Raw genomic sequence first — 16,580 nt, forward strand, 5'->3', positions numbered from 1 at the left:
GCGCCATTCTCCCGCACGCCACTCGGGTGGGTTTCGAAACCAAGGATCCGAACAAGCGTCCGATCAGCGCCACGGCGGACTTCCACGAGGTGCGGGACGTTCGCAAGGTCGAGGTAAAGCAATCCCGCCGCAACGCCGTTCGTCTGCTCTTCGACCCCGAACACAACCTGCAGCAGCGTATCCTCGACGAGCAGTTCGCCCTATAGCCGGATACCCTGGGTTTGTAGGAGCCGATTCTTCGGCGATTGGGTGCTAGCCGTATCCTGGCCCGCTGCCGCGGGATCGCCGATGAATCGGCTCCTACAAGGAGCGGCCCGGTGCATTAGGATGGTGTCCAGACACGCAGCACGGACACCGCCCCGATGAACGCCCCCGACAACGATACCCAGACCGCCCACGCCGATGCCTCTGTGCACGACAACCGCCTGGTCGTGGCCATTTCGTCGCGAGCGCTGTTCAACATGGAAGACGGCCACGAACTGTTCGAACGCGATGGCCTCGACGCTTATCGCTCGTACCAGATTGAACGCGAGAATGAGCTCCTGACTCCCGGGGTGGCCTTCCCGCTGGTGCAGAAGCTGCTCGGTCTGAACGCCTTGTCCGGTGACGTGCCGCCGGTGGAGGTGATCCTGCTGTCGCGGAACTCCGGCGATACCGGTCTGCGGATCTTCAATGCCATCCAGCATTACAAACTGAACATTTCGCGTGCCGCTTTTACCAGCGGTGCGCCGACCTCCGACTACATCGCGCCGTTCCGCGCCGACCTGTTTCTTTCCGCCAACGCAGAAGACGTGGGTCGCGCCCTCCGCGCCGGCGTCGCCGCGGCGACCATCCTGCCGTCCACGGCACCGCAGCGTTCCAGTGAACAGCTGCGCATCGCCTTCGACGGCGACGCGGTGATCTTCGGCGACGAAGGTGAGCGGGTGTCGAAAGAACAGGGGCTCGATGCATTCCATCGCAGCGAATCCGAACTCTGGGCGGAGCCTCTCTCAGGTGGCCCGTTCCGCGGGTTCCTTTCGGCGCTGCACCGTTTGCAGGCGGCATTCCCGGCAGAAACCTCGCCCATCCGCACAGCCCTGGTGACCGCCCGCTCGGCGCCTGCGCATAAGCGCGTCATTCTTACGCTTCGCCGTTGGGGCGTACGCATCGACGAGGCGCTCTTCCTGGGTGGCCGCGACAAGGGCCCGTTCCTGGACGCCTTTGGCGCCGATATCTTCTTCGACGATTCCCCGGCTAACGTGGAGTCGGCGCGGCGGCACGTGGCTACCGGACACGTGCCGCACGGGGTTTCGAATACTTAGGCGGCACCCTTCAAACGATATTCGTCCACCGCCACCAATCGGTCTTCTCCTTCTCGCGCACGAAGGTGAACAGGCCAGCACCAAGAATCAGCACGATGCCGATCAGCATGGGCCAATCCAGGTGGTCGTGGAAGATGAGGTAGCCAAACAGGATGGCCCAGAGCATCTGGCTGTACTGGGTGGGTGCGACGCGCGCGGCGGGAGCGTTCTGTGTGGCCAGCATGAGCAGGACGGCGCCGGCAGCAGCGAGCAAGCCGTAGCCGAGCAGCAGGAACCACTGGTGGCCGTCTGGCCACACGAAGTGCGGCAGCATCATCACGAAGCCAGCGATCATCGGACCGACCACGCCGGCACCGTAGAGGGTGATCCTCTTCTCATGCGCCCCGGCCATACGCAGGGCGATGATCGACAAAGCGCCGGTAATGCCGCAGATGATCGCCGCCACGTGCCCTGTCGTGAGATGGCGAAAGCCCGGACGAAGGACGACCAGCACGCCGATGAACCCGACAATGACGGCGGACCAGCGTCGCCAGCCCACTTGCTCGCGCAGGAAAATCACCGAGAGGATGGTGACGAAGATCGGCAGCAGGAAGATCAGCGAGAAAGCCTCGGCCATCGGCAGGGCGGTAAAGGCCATCACGGCGGTGACATTGCCGATGGCGCCCGCCATCGCGCGCAATAGCCAAAGGCCCGGCATCTTCGATATGACAATCTCGCTCCAGCGGTCTTCCGGCTTCTTCAGGAAGGGAAAGGCCGTCATGGCCATGACAGCACCGAAGAACACCGCCTCATAAGGCGGTAGCGAGCCCTCGAGGGACTTTACGAAGGCGTCGCTCCACGCGTAAGCGGCGTAGCAAGCGAAGCCGAGAAGGACGCCTTTAAGCATGAGGAATCCAGCAGGCGGGGACAGCCCCATTATGCAAACGTTTGCATCTTCTGGGGTGTCAGGAGGTCACGAACGGTAAAGAATGGTTCGAGACTGCGATATAAAGTAGCGTATATATCGCTTTCCAGGGGTCAGACATGCGTTTCCGGCCGCGCCGCCTACTGTCGCTTTTGTTCCTCTGCCTGGCCTCGCCGGGGTTCGCCCAGGACGCGACGCCGAAAACGGACCTCGAGGGATACACGGTCGAGGCCGGCCAGGCCTCCTACAAGACCGAAAAGGTCGGTATGGGCCCGCTGGGCGACCGCGCTCCGCTGGATACGCCCTATTCGGTGCAGGCGGTGAATAACGACCTGGCCCGCAATCAGCAGTTGCAGAGCGTGCGCGAGGCCTTTCGCTTCCTGCCGACGGTGCAGGGCGAGAACGTGCGGCCTCAGAGCCGCGGGCTTCAGGCTGGCGTCGTCCAGAACACCCGTATCGATGGCCTGAACATCGCCGCCACGACGGATTACCCGATCGAACAGTTTGAGCAGATCGAGGTGCTGAACGGTCTTGCCGGCGCGCTGTACGGTCCCGCCAGTCCGGCAGGCACCTTCAACTACATCTTCAAGCGCCCCACCGACGCGCCCCTGCGAGAGTTCGACGTGCGTTACAACTCGCGCGGATCGGCGCTGGGGCATGCCGACCTAGGCGGCCGTTTCGGAGTGGACGACCGCTTCGGTTACCGGGTGAACGTGCTCGATCAGAACGGACCGGGCTACGTGGAGGGCAGTCGGCTCGCCCGTCGCCTGGGGAGCGTCGGTTTCGACGCCCGTCTCGGTGAGCACACGGTGCTCGAGAACGATGCGAGCTACTACCACTACACCTCGACCGGCTTCCCTGGCACGTTTGCGCTAGGGAAAGGCGTTGTCCTGCCTTCCGCACCAGACCCGAAGCGCGCCGGTTATGGCCAGACCTGGGGCGGTGACGACAACATCACCCGGATCGTCAGTTCGCGTCTGCGCACCGCCTTCAACGATCGCTGGACGTTTCGCGCCGGCGTATTGAAAGAGAGCAACGACCGGCGTTCAACGGTTCCTACCAATACGCTTACGGACAACGCGGGCGATTACACGACCACTGCGGCGACGACCACGTACAGCTACGACATGATCGTCAGCAACATGCTGGCGCTGAATGGTCGCGTGGATACCGGGCCGCTTACCCATGACCTTCTCATCGCGAACAACGGTTTCTACTGGAGCCGCTACACGCCGCTCACGACGGGCCCGGTGACGGTCGGTCGTGCCATCCTCGACAGCCCGGTGTCTTTCGCGAAGCCCGGATTGCCGGACTTTTCGCAGCGCTACAAGTCGATGAACACGAAGCAGCAATCGGTCTCGATCGGCGACACCGTTGGCTTCAACGAGCACTGGTCGGCCCTGGTTGCCGCCAGCGACAGCTGGCTGTACGTGCGCAATTACAACCGCCAGGGGGCGACCACGAGTTCGTACGATGCCCACGGCATCAGCCCCACCGTCAGCGTGATGTTCAAGCCAGTGCCGACGCAGATGGCGTACATCACGTATGCGGATAGCCTGCAGCAAGGCGATATCGCGCCCGCCGGTACGGCCAATATCAATCAAAGCCTTTCGCCCTATCGCAGCAAGGAGTGGGAGGCGGGCTACAAGGCACGTGTCGGACCGATCGACCTGGGCGCGGCGCTGTATCGGATCGAACGCCCTTACGCCTACGTGGGTGCCGACAATGTTTTCGCCCAGCAGGGTCGACAGGTGAATCGTGGTATCGAACTGACGGCGAACGGCGATATCGGGCGCGACGTAACGGTTTTCACGGGTGTCTCGCTGCTTGATCCACGCCTCTATCGCACGGGTTCGACGACCACCAGTGACAAGCAGATCCTTGGTCTGGCGCGCGTCGTCTACAACTCGCTTATCGAGTACAGAATGCCTTGGGTTCCGGGCCTGACACTGACGCTCAACGTGAATCACGCCGGCCGCCGTGCCGGGGACTACCTCAATAGCTATTACGTAAAGGGATACACCGTGGCCGACATCGGCGGACGCTTCCAGACGCGCATCCACACGTACCCCGTGACGTTCCGGCTCGCGCTCGACAACGCGACCGACAGGCGTTACTGGGCCAACGTTACGCCTGCGGGACAGAACGGATACAACGCTGCCGGCAGTGCCACGGCGACGTTGGGCGCGCCGCGCACCGTGCGAGCGTCGGTGCAGGTGGACCTGCTATGAAGACGATGGCCTGGGTCGTCGTCACCTGTCTGGCCGCAGCCTTCCCGGCGCTCGCGGCGCCACCGTCTCCGGTCGCCGCGCCGACGACCTCACCGCTCACCGTCTACGCCGCTGGCAGCCTTACCGGTGCGCTGGCGGACATCGCGAAACAGTACACGGCGGCGACCGGCGAAGCGGTTCGTATCGTCAATGGTCCTGCCGGTCTCCTGCGCGAGCGCATCGAGAAGGGCGAGGCGGCCGATGTCTACATTTCCGCCAACATGGCGCACCCGGAAAAGCTCGCCGCCGAAGGCAAGGCCACCTCGCCTGTGGTCTTCGCGCGTAACGCGCTTTGCGTGCAGACGCTGCCGGATGCGGGTATGACCAGCGCGAACCTGCTCGACCGCCTGCTCGCCCCCGGTGTGCGCATCGGCACGTCCACCCCGGGGGCCGACCCCGGTGGGGACTACGCGTGGCAGTTCTTCGCCCGTGCGGAGACCGTGCGCGCCGGAGCACGTGCCAATCTGGAGGCGAAGGCGAAGAAGCTGGTAGGAGGCCCGGTCGCACCAACCATTCCCGGCAATGTCGGCGCGGCAAAGTATTTCCTGCAGCACCACGTCGTGGATGTGTTCTTCGGCTATTGCAGCTCACACGATGCCACGCCCGATCCGGACCTCAGTAAGGTCGAGGTGCCCGCCAACCTGTCTCTGCCAGTCGATTACGGCATGAGCGTGGTCCTGCGCGAGGGCGATCCCGCACGGCGCGCGGCCTCGTTCCGGTTCGCGCTCTACGCCATGTCGCCGGCGGCGCAGGAACGGCTGCCGGCCTATGGGTTCCGCGCCGTGGCGGCGCCGGAACACTGAATGTTGCGGCCCGGCATGCCTAGGGTACGCCTGCCTCGGCAACCGGACGCAGCAGCGCGGTCACGACCTTGAAGTTCGGCTCCCCCCTATTCTCGGCAAGAACACCACGACGACTGAAGTACGGGATGAAGTCGAGGACACTCTGATCCATAGAGAGCACGCCGCCACGGTGCAGCCAGACCTGGCGTGGGAAGCCGCCCGAGCACGGCAGCCATGACGGCGACGATGCGAACGGCGCAAGGGACAAGCACTCGCCGCGTTGGTTGACGACATGGCCCTTCTGTCCGTTGGCCGGCATGGTGACGATGGCGAGGTCTTCTTCGAGCAGGGCTTCCAACTGGTCCGCTGGCCAGAGATAGGCGAGCTCGTCGCCACCGGGGCGCCGTACAGCGTGCGTTTGCAGGGCGGCATCCGCCGACACGCCTACGTATTGGGAATCGGCATTGCGCAGAACCAGCGGGCCCTGGACGCCTGGAGCGGCCGCAGACGCCGTGCCTACGATGATGAGGCTGGCCAGGAGGGCCGCGGAACGGGGGAGCGGGTGCATGAGCGCGTCCTTTGGTGGGGGAAGTGTCAGGCATGCTCGCCTGTCCGGCCCGGGAGGCGCTGTAGGGCTTGGCCTCAGAATCTGTGGGCCTAGGGCGGGCCGGCATGTTGCGGGACGCCATGACCGCGACCGGGGGCAGGGCTACAATCGAAGGCTTTCCCGTAGCCGACTTACGAGTACCCGCATGGCCCAGCGTCTCGACCCCCTCGATCTCTACGACGTCCGCTCCCTGCTCACCGATGAGGAGCGCATGGTCCAGGATGCCGTCGGCCGTTTCGTGGACGAAAAGGTGCTGCCGATGATCGGCGACGCCTTCGACCAGGCGCGCTTCCCGGCTGAACTGGTGCCCGAGATCGCCTCACTCGGCCTGCTGGGCGCCACGCTACCCGAAGAATATGGCTGCGCCGGCATGAATGCCGTCAGCTATGGCCTGATCTGCCAGGAGCTCGAGCGCGGCGATTCCGGCCTGCGCAGCTTCGCCTCCGTGCAGAGCTCGCTGTGCATGTATCCGATCTTCGCCTACGGCTCGGAAGAACAGAAGCGCGAGTACCTGCCGCGCATGGCGGCCGGCGAAGTGATCGGCTGCTTCGGCCTGACCGAACCGCACGGCGGCTCCGATCCGGCCAACATGAAAACGGTGGCGCGCAAGGACGGCGGCGATTGGGTGATCAACGGCGCCAAGATGTGGATCACCAACGGCAACCTGGCGCACATCGCCATCGTTTGGGCACAGACCGACGACGGCATCCAGGGCTTTGTCGTGCCGACCGACACCAAGGGTTTCGCTGCGCAGGAAGTGCACAAAAAGATGAGCCTGCGCGCCTCGGTCACGTCCGCGCTGTTCTTCGACGACGTGCGCGTTCCCGATAGCGCACGCCTGCCGAACGTGAAGGGCCTGAAGGGCCCGCTCGGCTGCCTCAACCAGGCACGCTACGGCATCACCTGGGGTCCGATCGGCGCCGCGCAGGCCTGTCTGAAGGAAGTGCTCGACTATGCCGAACAGCGCATTCTGTTCGGTCGTCCGCTGGCGGCCAACCAGGCCGTGCAGATTCGTCTGGCCGACATGGCCCGTCGCATCACCACGGCACAGCTGCTGTCGCTTCAGCTCGGTCGCCTGAAGGATGCGGGTAAGCTCCAGCCGACCCAGGTCTCCCTGGCCAAGTGGAACAACGTGCGCATGGCGCTGGACATCGCACGCGACTGCCGCGACATCCTCGGCGGCGCGGGCATCACCACCGAGCATTCGGCCATCCGCCATGCGCTGAACCTGGAATCGGTCATCACCTACGAAGGCACGGAAACCGTGCATCAGCTGGTGGTGGGCCGCGAGCTGACTGGTATCAACGCGTTCTGAGGTGCGTCGTATGACGCCGTCGCCGACGCGCTGAACCAGGAACGCCTCTTACTTTCTTTCGAGTCCCACCATGTCCGTCCCGCATCCCATCCCCGCCCGCCACAAGGGCTTCAACCGCGCCGAGATCGTCGACCAGAACTTCGTCGAGTTCGTGCAGTTCTGGCAGGGCGATGTGGGCCGGGCGCCGGGGGATGACGAACCCGTGCTGCCGGGCAGCGCCCTCGACGCGCGCGGATTCCGCGAACTGTTCGAATCGCAGCTGATCAGCCGACACCTGGATCTCATGGCGCGCGTGCTTCGCGTGCAGAACAAGGTCTTCTACACGATCGGTTCGTCGGGCCACGAGGGCAACGCGATGGTGGCGCGACTGACGCGCCATACCGATCCCGCCTTCCTGCACTACCGCAGCGGCGGTTTCATGGCCGAGCGCTTCCGCAAGCTACCGGGCATGGATCCGGTGATGGATTCCGCACTCTCGTTCGCTGCAAGCAAGGATGATCCGGCTTCTGGTGGGCGTCACAAAGTGTGGGGTAGTAAGCCGTTATGGGTGCTGCCGCAGACCTCGACGATTGCCTCGCATCTGCCCAAGGCGCTGGGCACGGCCGTCGCCATCGAGCAGGCGCGTCGCATCGCGCACACCCTTCCGATTCCTGCCGATTCGATCGCCATCTGTTCATTCGGCGACGCCTCGTCCAACCATGCCACGGCGCAGACTGCCTTTAACGCAGCCGCATGGACGGCGTACCAGAAGCTACCCGCGCCCGTGCTTTTTGTCTGCGAAGACAACGGCATCGGCATCTCGGTGAAGACGCCGGGCGGCTGGGTGGCGAACAACTTCCGCCACCGCCCGGACCTCGATTATTTCTATGCGGACGGCCTCGACCTCGCCGGCGGCTATGCCGACGTGCAGAAAGCCGTCGAACATTGCCGTCGCRCGCGCCGCCCCACCTTCCTGCATCTGGGCACGACGCGCGTGATGGGTCACGCCGGTACTGACTTCGAGATCGAATGGCGTTCGATCGAGGAGCTGGTCGCGCTGGAATCTACCGATCCGCTGCTGCGTAGCGCGGCCATTGCGCTGGCCTCCGGCCTGTACGATCGCGACAGCCTGCTCAATCTTTATAACGACACGCGTAAGCGTTGCTTCGAAGCCGCCGAGGAGGCGGACCGCCGGCCGCGTATCACCACGCTCGCCGAGGTGATGCAACCGCTGGCGCCGTATACCCCCGCTGCCGTTCGCGCGGAAGCCGAGCGTCCGGCCCCTGCCACCGAGCGCGAGCGTGTTTTCGGTGGCGTCGACAAGCTGCCCGAGAAGCAGCCGCCGCGGCACCTTGCCATCCAGATCGGTCAGGCACTGCACGACCTCATGGCGAAGTACCCGGAGAGCCTGCTCTTCGGTGAAGACGTCGCACAGAAGGGTGGCGTGTATACGGTGACGAAGGGCCTGCACAAGGCGTTCCGCAACGCGCGCGTCTTCAACACACTGCTCGATGAAACCATGATCCTCGGCCTTGCCCAGGGTTACGCGAACATGGGCATGCTGCCGTTGCCCGAGATCCAGTATCTCGCTTACTTCCACAACGCCTGCGACCAGATTCGTGGCGAAGCGGCATCGCTGCAGTTCTTCTCCAACGACCAGTACCGCAACCCGATGCTTATGCGCGTAGCCTCGCTCGGCTACCAGCGCGGCTTCGGTGGTCACTTCCACAACGACAACTCCATCGCCGCGCTGCGCGACATTCCCGGTCTTGTCGTCGGTTGCCCGAGCCGTGGCGACGACGCGGCGACCATGCTGCGCACGCTGTCGGCACTGGCCAAGGTGGATGGGCGCGTCACTGCGTTCTTCGAGCCGATCGCGCTCTACATGACCAAGGATCTGTACGAGCCTGGCGATGGTCAGTGGCAGTTTGCCTACCCCGCCGAGGGCGAAGCGATGCCGTTGGGCGAGGGACGCGTTTACAACGAAGGCGCCGACGACCTTGTCATTTTCACCTTCGGCAATGGTGTGCCGATGAGCCTGCGTGCAGCGAAGCGCATCGAGGCGGCGCATGGCTGGAAGGTGCGCGTTGTCGACCTGCGCTGGCTGGTGCCGCTCAACGATGGTTTTATCGCTGCGCAGGCGGCAGGTGCGAAGCGCGTCCTCGTTGTCGACGAGGGTCGTAAGAGCGCCGGTGTCGGGGAAGGCGTGATCACCGCCATCGTCGAGGGTGGTCTGGGGCACCTGCCGCTGCGACGCGTGGTTGGAGCGGATACCTTTACGCCGCTCGCGGGTGCCGCCTTCCTGGTCCTGCCCGGCGACGACGATATCGTCGCCGCCGCCGCGGAACTGGCGCCTATCGCAACTTGACCTCGTTACGGCGGACCAGGGCGGGCCCCGAAGGCCCCGAGCAGACCACCTGGTTACGTCCGCTCAACTTGGCCGCGTACATCGCCGTGTCCGCCCGTTCGGTCAGCGACTGCACCGTGTCCGCCGGCGAGCGCATCGCCACGCCGATCGATACTGTCAGCAGGTCGTCGGCCTGTGCCTGTCCCGTATGGACGTCCAGACGATGCACGCGCCGGCACAGGCGCGTGGCGATCTGAACTGCATTCTCCTTTTCCACGCCCTGAAGCAAGGCGACGAATTCCTCGCCACCGAAGCGCCCGAGGAGGTCGGTGGGCCGTAGCTCGTCGCGCAGTGCGGCGGCCACCGCGACAAGCGCGCGGTCGCCTGTCGCGTGTCCATAGCAGTCATTGAGCGACTTGAAGTGGTCGAGGTCGAGGAAGAGCAGGGCGATGGGACGCGACATGCCCTGCTCGAGCACCTGCAAGGCCGCATCGGTCCACGCGCGACGGTTGAGCACGCCGGTGAGAGGGTCACTATCGGCGAGCTGGCGCGCCCGGTCGCGATCGTGCCGAATGGTGAGCGCCCGGTCGGACAAGCCGATGGAGAGAACCACGGCTTCGAACGCACCGACCGCGATGGCCGCGTCCGGCAACCAGGGCGCGCCGGCGAGCATGCCCTGTTGTTGGGCGCCGCATAGCGCGGTGAGGATCAGGAGTGGGGTCCAGCCGATCAGGAAGAACCAGGCATGGCGTGATCCGCGCAGCGCGGCGGTGGCGCCGGTGACCAGCAACACCAGCGCGCCCAGCAACAGTAGCGGCTGCAGCAGGAGTTGGGAGGTGTCGACCAAGACGCCGATGCCCGTGGCACGTAGCACCGTCAATACCGGCATGCCGATGGCAAAGGCGAGCACGGGAATGCGCATCAAGGGCACGTAGTCGTCGACCTTGGCGAAGCGCAGCATGAACAGCGCGGCGAAGGAGACCGAGAGGGCCGTTGCCGCTGCGCCCAGGGTATCGGCGAGCCCGGCCAGCGACTGGATCTCCAGGGGATGGAACACATACCCGGACTTCAGGCCCTGGATCAGCGCATAGCAGAGCAGGTAGGCCACGTACCAGCCGAAGGTCATGTCGCGAAGGATGAGCGCGAAACACAGTGCCATCAGCGCCATGGTCATCATGACGGCGAAGCAGGCCGTGGCGAAGACCACCCAGCCACCGTCCTCACGCAGGTAGTCGCGCCAGGGCTCGACGGTCATGGTCACTGCGCCCGGTGGCATCGTCGTCGGTTCGAACCGGAGCAGCAGGGGACGCGATGCGGGAGTCGAAGCGGGTATCTCGAAGATCAGCCGCCCGTGGCCATGCAAAGCCGGGCCGAAGTCCTCGAGCGAGGTGCCGGCGACCCGGCCGTGTTCGTCGTACAGCGTGACCGTGCCCAGGCCGGGCGTGCGGATACTCAGCACGCGGTTGCCGCTGGTCCAGGGAGGCAGCGTGCGCAGGATGACCCAGGTGCCGGAGGGCGAGTTCGGGAAGACCTGCATGCGCGACGGATCGAAGGCGGCCAGTGGGCGATTCTCCGCTTCGCGGAGTACCTCGGCGGGAACATCGTCCGGCCGGGCCTCACGCCAGTTGCCGGCGAGGGTGTCGGCGGAGGCCGTACCGGCCAGCAGCAGGCAAAAGAACAGGCTCGCCTTGAGAAGGCGATGTACGAGCGCGCGCTGTCTCCTGGCCGAAAAACCCATGCCGAGTCCCAAGAAAACGTGCAGCACATCGTTGCGGACGCGCGGCATGGATCCGGATGCGTTTCGATGGAAACCCCGTCTCCCCCTTTCCCGCCGCACGTTCGCCACGCCGCGGGTGCGCGAAGTGTGTCGCCTGGGCCGTTTGGGTAAGGTGAAGACGCCGGCGGGTCAGGCCGGCGTGGGCGCCACCACACCGCCGAATCGCTCGAGCAACTGCATCTGGGCGTCCCGGACCGGCTGGCCGGCGCCTGGCTGCGTCAGGACGTAGGTGCCGTCGGGCTGTTGGAGCCAGGCCGAGTGGTTGTCGGTGAGGTAGGCGTCCAGCTCCCGCCGGACGCGCTGCTTCAGCTTCTTGCCTTCGATGGGGAAGCAGGTTTCCACGCGGCGCTCGAGATTGCGCTCCATCAGGTCGGCGCTGGCCAGGAAGAGGTCCGGCTCGCCGTCGTTGTGGAACCAGTAGACGCGGCTGTGCTCCAGGAATCGACCGACCACGGAGCGAACGCGGATGTTCTGCGACACGCCCGGAATGCCCGAGCGCAGGCAGCACATGCCCCGTACGATCAGCTCTACCTTCACCCCGGCCTGGCTGGCCCGGTACAGGGCACGGATCACCTTGGCGTCGGTGATCGCGTTGATCTTGCAGACGATCTCGGCCTTCTTTCCCGCGGCCGCATTCGCCGCTTCCCGGGCGATGAGGTCGAGCAGGCCCTTTTTCAGGGTGAACGGTGCATACAGCATGCGCTTCATCTTCAGCGCCTTGCCCATGCCGGTCAGTAATCGAAACAGACGGTGTACGTCGTCACACAGTGCTTCGTCGGAAGTGAGCAGGCTGTAGTCGGTGTAGAGGCGCGCGTTACCGGAGTGATAGTTGCCCGTACCCAGATGGGCGTAGCTGACCAGCTTGCCGTTCTCACGACGCTGCACGAGCATCAGCTTTGCATGCGTCTTCACGCCGACCACGCCGTAGGTGATCACGGCGCCGGCTTGCTGAAGGCGTGACGCGAGGCTGAGGTTGGACTCCTCGTCGAAGCGCGCACGCAGCTCGACCACGGCGGTGACTTCCTTGCCGGAACGCGCGGCTTCGACCAAGGCATCGACGATTTCCGAGTTCGCGCCGCTGCGATAGAGGGTCTGCTTGATCGTCAGGACCTGGGGATCCTTCGCCGCCTGGCGCAGGAAGTCGACCACGGGCGAGAACGATTCGAACGGGTGGTAGAGCAGGACGTCCTGCTTGCCGATGACCGTGAACATGTCCTCGGCTTCGGCCAGCACCTTGGGCAGGGCAGGCACGAAGGTCGGGAACTGCAGGCGCGCGTACTGCGGCTGCAGGGTCATCTCGAACAGGCGCGCCAGGTTCACCGGGCCGTTCACTTCATAGAGTGCCGCCGGTTCCAGCGCGTACTGCTTCATCAGGTAGTCGACGAGCGGCTTGGGGCAGTTGTCCGCGACTTCCAGTCGAACAGCGTCGCCATACCGGCGCGAGAACAGCTCGCCGCGCAGGGTGCGCGCCAGGTCCTCGACGTCTTCGGGATCGATGGTCAGGTCGGCGTTCCGGGTCAGCCGGAACTGGTATGAACCGAGCACGCGCATGCCGGGGAACAGGTCGTCCGCATGTGCATGGATGATCGATGAGAGAAGGACATAGTTATCGCCGCCTTCGCAGATGTCGTCCGGCATGCGGATGAGGCGCGGCAGGATACGCGGCGCCGGGACGATCGCAAGGCCGGAATCACGACCGAAGGCATCGGTGCCTTCGAGTTTCACGATGAAGTTCAGGCTCTTGTTGACCAGGCGCGGGAACGGGTGCGTCGGGTCGAGGCCGATCGGGGTGATCAACGGCGCCACTTCGTGACGGAAATAGCGGCGGATCCACAGCTTCTGCTTGTGCGACCACTGGTTGCGTCGGACGATCCGGATGCCTTCGTCGGCCAGGGCGGGAAGGATCTTTTCGTTGAGGATGGCGTATTGCCGTTCGATCTGCCGGTGGGCGATCTCGGCGATTTCGGCAAGCGCACGGCGCGGCGGAATGCCATCGGCGCCGATCATTTCATGGTCGAAGGCGATCTGCTGCTTCAGGCCGGCAACGCGGATCTCGAAGAACTCGTCCATGTTGGACGAGAAAATCAGCAGGAACTTGAGTCGTTCGATCAGCGGCTTGGATTCGTCCAGTGCCTGGTCGAGCACCCGGATGTTGAACTGCAACTGCGACAACTCGCGGTGGATGTAGAGGCTGCTGTCGTTGAGATCGATGGCAGGCAGCTCCGGCGGCGGCGCGTGGGGCGGCTTCGCGGCGGGCGCTTTGGGCAGGGCAGTCGACTCGTTGGGGGGCGTCATCGTATCCAGGGTGTCGTCCTCATCGCGGATCGCGACGCCTCATGGTACGCCGCCGGGTGAGCATATGACCGCGGTTTGACACGACCGTGACATCGCCGCCCGACCGCCCGAGCAGGCGTTCAGACCACCAGCGGTTCGGGCTCGAGGGTCACGCCGAACTTCGCCTCGACACCAGCAATCACTTTCTGCGCGAAGGCCCACAGCTCCGGGCCGGTGGCCTTGCCGTGGTTGACCAGGACCAGCGCATGGCGATTCGAAATACCGGCATCGCCCTCGCGTTCGCCCTTGAAACCCGCTGCCTCGATGAGCCAGCCGGCGGAGATCTTGGCGGTGCCGCCGTCATGCGGCCACACGGGCAGTCCCGGATGGGCGAGCGCAAGCGCATCGGCTTTGTTCGTGCCGATGATGGGATTCTTGAAGAAACTACCGGCGTTACCGATCACGGCCGGGTCGGGCAGCTTACGCGAGCGAAGGCGTACGACGGCCTCGGCAACATGGTAAGGCGTAGCGCGTTCCACGCCCATCTTCGCTACTTCGTCGCGGATGCCGACATAGTCGAGCGACAGGGGACGCTCGCGCGGCAAGGCGAAGGTCACGGCCACGACGATCCAGCGACCGGCCTGCTGCTTGAACGTGGAATCGCGGTAAGAGAAGGCGCATGCCGCCTTGTCCAGCACCACGAATTCGCCCTTGTGCGTATCCCAGGCCTCCACGGTGTCGATGAATTCAGCCACCTCGACACCGTATGCGCCTATGTTCTGGATGGGCGAAGCGCCTACCGTACCCGGGATGAGGATCAGGTTCTCGAGCCCGGCGTAGCCCTGGCCAAGCGACCAGCGCACGAAGTCGTCCCAGCGCTCGCCGGCGGCGACACGGATCAGCACGCGATCGTCGCGCTGAAAGGTCTCGACGCCGCTCGTCGCCATGGCCAGCACGGTGCCGTCGAAGTCGCCTCCGATGAGCATGTTGCTGCCTTCGCCAAGCACCAGGACCTTGCCGCCCCGTATGGCGGGATAGGCGAGGATTTCCGGAAGCTTCGTCGGGTCGCGTACTTCGGCCAACAGCTTCGCCCGCGCATTCACGCGCAAGGTGTTGCGGCCGCCGAGGGGCGCATCGCTGGTCAGCGTGAAGCCGCCCATGTCGATCGGCGCGTTGTTGATCATGCGATCACTCCGCGGCGACGAATTTCGGTGACGGCCTCGGCAATCAGCTTCGGACCGCGGTAGACCAGCCCCGAATAGACCTGCACCAGCGAGGCGCCGGCCTCGATCTTTTCCGCCGCCGTGTCGCCATCGAGAATGCCGCCGACACCGACGATCGGCAGTTTGCCGCCGAGCCGCGTCGCCATGCCGCGTAGCACGGTTGTCGACTTCTCGAACAAGGGCCGGCCCGAAAGCCCTCCGGTTTCGTGTGCGTTCGGATCACCTGCCACCGTGTCGCGGTCGATCGTCGTGTTGGTGCAGATCACGCCGTCGATGCCGGAGGCGAGCAGTACGTCGGCGATGGCGTCGAGCTCGGTCTCCGTGAGGTCGGGCGCGATTTTCAGCAGCATCGGCTTGCGCTTGCCATGCTGGCTGGCCAGGCGTTCCTGTGCATCGCGCAGTGTGCCGATGAATCGGCGCAGGGTCTCTTCTTCCTGCAGGTCACGCAGGCCCTGCGTGTTCGGCGAGGAGATGTTCACCGTGATGTACGTGGCCAACGGATACGCGCGTTCGAGGCAGAACAGGTAGTCGTCGATGGCACGCTCGTTGGGCGTGTCCTTGTTCTTGCCGATGTTGATGCCGAGCACGCCGCGAAATGTAGCCTTTTCCACGTTCCGTACGAGGGCATCGATGCCACCGTTGTTGAAGCCGAGGCGATTGATGACCGCCTCGTGGTTTGGCAGGCGGAACATGCGCGGTTTGTCGTTGCCCGGCTGCGGCCGCGGCGTCACCGTACCGATTTCGACGAAGCCGAACCCGAGCGCGGCGAGGCCGTCGAGGTGTTCGCCATTCTTGTCGAGCCCTGCGGCGAGGCCGACCGGATTCGGGAAATCGATACCGAGCACGCGCACCGGCAAGGGCGCCGGTGGCGTCGCGATAAACCGGGACAAGCCGCTCCGCTGGGCCACGTCGGACGCGTACAGCGTAAGGCCATGCGCGGTCTCGGCGTCAAGGGCGAACAGGAGGGGGCGGAGCAACTCGTACATGGCGTGATCGTCAGGGCGTGGGGTGGCCCGCGAACACGCGGGTGTCGTAATCGTAAGCAACCGTGCCTTCGTCCTGTGTCGCGTTGAACAGCGAGCGCAGTGCGAACAGCAGCGGTTCGTGATTGGGGTGGCCGGCCTTGGGCATATAGGAGGACGACATGGTCCGGCCSAGCAGGCCATCGTAGTCGAGCTTCTGTTCGTGCGGGAACGATGCCATGCCGCGATAGCCATGACCGTACCAGCGTGCCATCGCCTCGTCGTCCGCGTAGCGCTCGGCGACGCTGACGTAGTCGATGCCGTATTCGTGGAGCAGTCGCTCGTAGCCTTCGAGGAATGGCGTGCCCTTCAGGCGACGTGTGTTCCAGAACACCACGGCGAGGCCACGCGGGCTGAGCACGCGGGCGAATTCGCGTTTCACCTTGTCCAGGTCGAACCAGTGAAACGCCTGGGCGACCGTGACAAGGTCCACGCTGCCATCGTCGAGGCCGGTGGCTTCGGCTGTGCCGTCCACGGCGTGAAAACGGCCTTCGCCGCCCAGCCACTGCACCGCTGCCGCGCGCATGGCGGCGTTGGGTTCGACAGCGGTCACGCGGTGACCGCTGTCGAGGAACAGCTTGCTGGAAATGCCTGTCCCGGCACCGATGTCGGCAACGGTCCAGCCTGGGGTCACCCCCAAACCGTGTAACCAGCCGATCAGCGCTTGCGGGTAATCCGGCCGGTAGCGGACATAGTCCTCGACGCGGTCGGAGAAACGATCCGTGGAGCGCAAATCGGTCATGGCTTCACCCGTTCGTCAGAAATCGAACTTGATGCCC

At 64.7% G+C, this 16,580-nt stretch carries 12 protein-coding genes and 1 pseudogene; 6 read left to right on the plus strand and 7 right to left on the minus strand.

Annotation, left to right across the window (positions count from 1 at the left end):
- A pseudogene (locus tag AC1DSN_RS08145) lies at positions 1 to 206 on the plus strand (NAD kinase); the annotation flags it as partial.
- A gap of 156 nt (positions 207 to 362) precedes the next feature.
- Entirely contained in the window at positions 363 to 1,301 is a 939-nt protein-coding gene (locus tag AC1DSN_RS08150) for a 5'-nucleotidase (protein ID WP_107915061.1), read from the plus strand.
- A gap of 10 nt (positions 1,302 to 1,311) precedes the next feature.
- Here AC1DSN_RS08150 and AC1DSN_RS08155 read toward each other — a convergent pair whose 3' ends face one another.
- A complete protein-coding gene (locus tag AC1DSN_RS08155) occupies positions 1,312 to 2,187 on the minus strand; it encodes a DMT family transporter (RefSeq protein ID WP_063573418.1) in 876 nt (291 codons plus the stop codon).
- Positions 2,188 to 2,324: 137 nt separating this feature from the next.
- Here AC1DSN_RS08155 and AC1DSN_RS08160 point away from each other — a divergent pair, with 137 nt between their 5' ends.
- Positions 2,325 to 4,436, plus strand: coding sequence for a TonB-dependent receptor (locus AC1DSN_RS08160; RefSeq protein WP_477330246.1), 2,112 nt, complete (start codon positions 2,325 to 2,327; stop codon positions 4,434 to 4,436).
- Positions 4,433 to 5,278: a molybdate ABC transporter substrate-binding protein gene (gene modA / locus AC1DSN_RS08165; protein ID WP_477296756.1), complete on the plus strand. Its 846-nt coding sequence runs from the start codon at positions 4,433 to 4,435 to the stop codon at positions 5,276 to 5,278. The genes AC1DSN_RS08160 and modA overlap by 4 nt, the downstream gene beginning before the upstream one ends.
- A 19-nt stretch (positions 5,279 to 5,297) precedes the next feature.
- On the opposite strand, the gene AC1DSN_RS08170 is transcribed toward modA, so the two are convergent.
- Positions 5,298 to 5,825, minus strand: a complete 528-nt coding sequence (locus tag AC1DSN_RS08170; protein WP_477296758.1) for a hypothetical protein — start codon at positions 5,823 to 5,825, stop codon at positions 5,298 to 5,300.
- A 184-nt stretch (positions 5,826 to 6,009) separates the two neighbouring features.
- Here AC1DSN_RS08170 and AC1DSN_RS08175 point away from each other — a divergent pair, with 184 nt between their 5' ends.
- Positions 6,010 to 7,179 carry an acyl-CoA dehydrogenase family protein gene (locus AC1DSN_RS08175; protein ID WP_477330248.1) on the plus strand — a complete coding sequence of 390 codons (1,170 nt, stop codon included), beginning with the start codon at positions 6,010 to 6,012 and terminating at the stop codon, positions 7,177 to 7,179.
- Positions 7,180 to 7,249: 70 nt separating this feature from the next.
- Complete coding sequence (locus tag AC1DSN_RS08180) at positions 7,250 to 9,526, plus strand: thiamine pyrophosphate-dependent enzyme (protein ID WP_477330250.1); 2,277 nt, start codon at positions 7,250 to 7,252, stop codon at positions 9,524 to 9,526.
- On the opposite strand, the gene AC1DSN_RS08185 is transcribed toward AC1DSN_RS08180, so the two are convergent.
- The 5 genes from AC1DSN_RS08185 to AC1DSN_RS08205 form a co-directional block, all read right to left on the minus strand.
- Positions 9,513 to 11,291 carry a sensor domain-containing diguanylate cyclase gene (locus AC1DSN_RS08185; RefSeq protein ID WP_477330252.1) on the minus strand — a complete coding sequence of 593 codons (1,779 nt, stop codon included), beginning with the start codon at positions 11,289 to 11,291 and terminating at the stop codon, positions 9,513 to 9,515. The two genes, AC1DSN_RS08180 and AC1DSN_RS08185, sit on opposite strands and share 14 nt — an antisense overlap.
- Positions 11,292 to 11,411: 120 nt before the next feature.
- Positions 11,412 to 13,577 carry a polyphosphate kinase 1 gene (ppk1, locus tag AC1DSN_RS08190; RefSeq protein WP_213948502.1) on the minus strand — a complete coding sequence of 722 codons (2,166 nt, stop codon included), beginning with the start codon at positions 13,575 to 13,577 and terminating at the stop codon, positions 11,412 to 11,414.
- A gap of 119 nt (positions 13,578 to 13,696) precedes the next feature.
- Entirely contained in the window at positions 13,697 to 14,716 is a 1,020-nt protein-coding gene (murB, locus tag AC1DSN_RS08195; RefSeq protein ID WP_477295255.1) for a UDP-N-acetylmuramate dehydrogenase, read from the minus strand.
- 20 nt (positions 14,717 to 14,736) lie between these two features.
- Positions 14,737 to 15,765 (minus strand): quinone-dependent dihydroorotate dehydrogenase, encoded by a 1,029-nt coding sequence (locus AC1DSN_RS08200; protein ID WP_063573506.1) that lies wholly within the window; start codon positions 15,763 to 15,765, stop codon positions 14,737 to 14,739.
- 10 nt (positions 15,766 to 15,775) lie between these two features.
- Positions 15,776 to 16,543 carry a class I SAM-dependent methyltransferase gene (locus AC1DSN_RS08205; protein ID WP_063573507.1) on the minus strand — a complete coding sequence of 256 codons (768 nt, stop codon included), beginning with the start codon at positions 16,541 to 16,543 and terminating at the stop codon, positions 15,776 to 15,778.
- Between the last annotated feature and the right edge of the window lie 37 nt (positions 16,544 to 16,580).

Source organism: Luteibacter sp. P4_D7_3, from assembly GCF_056401735.1.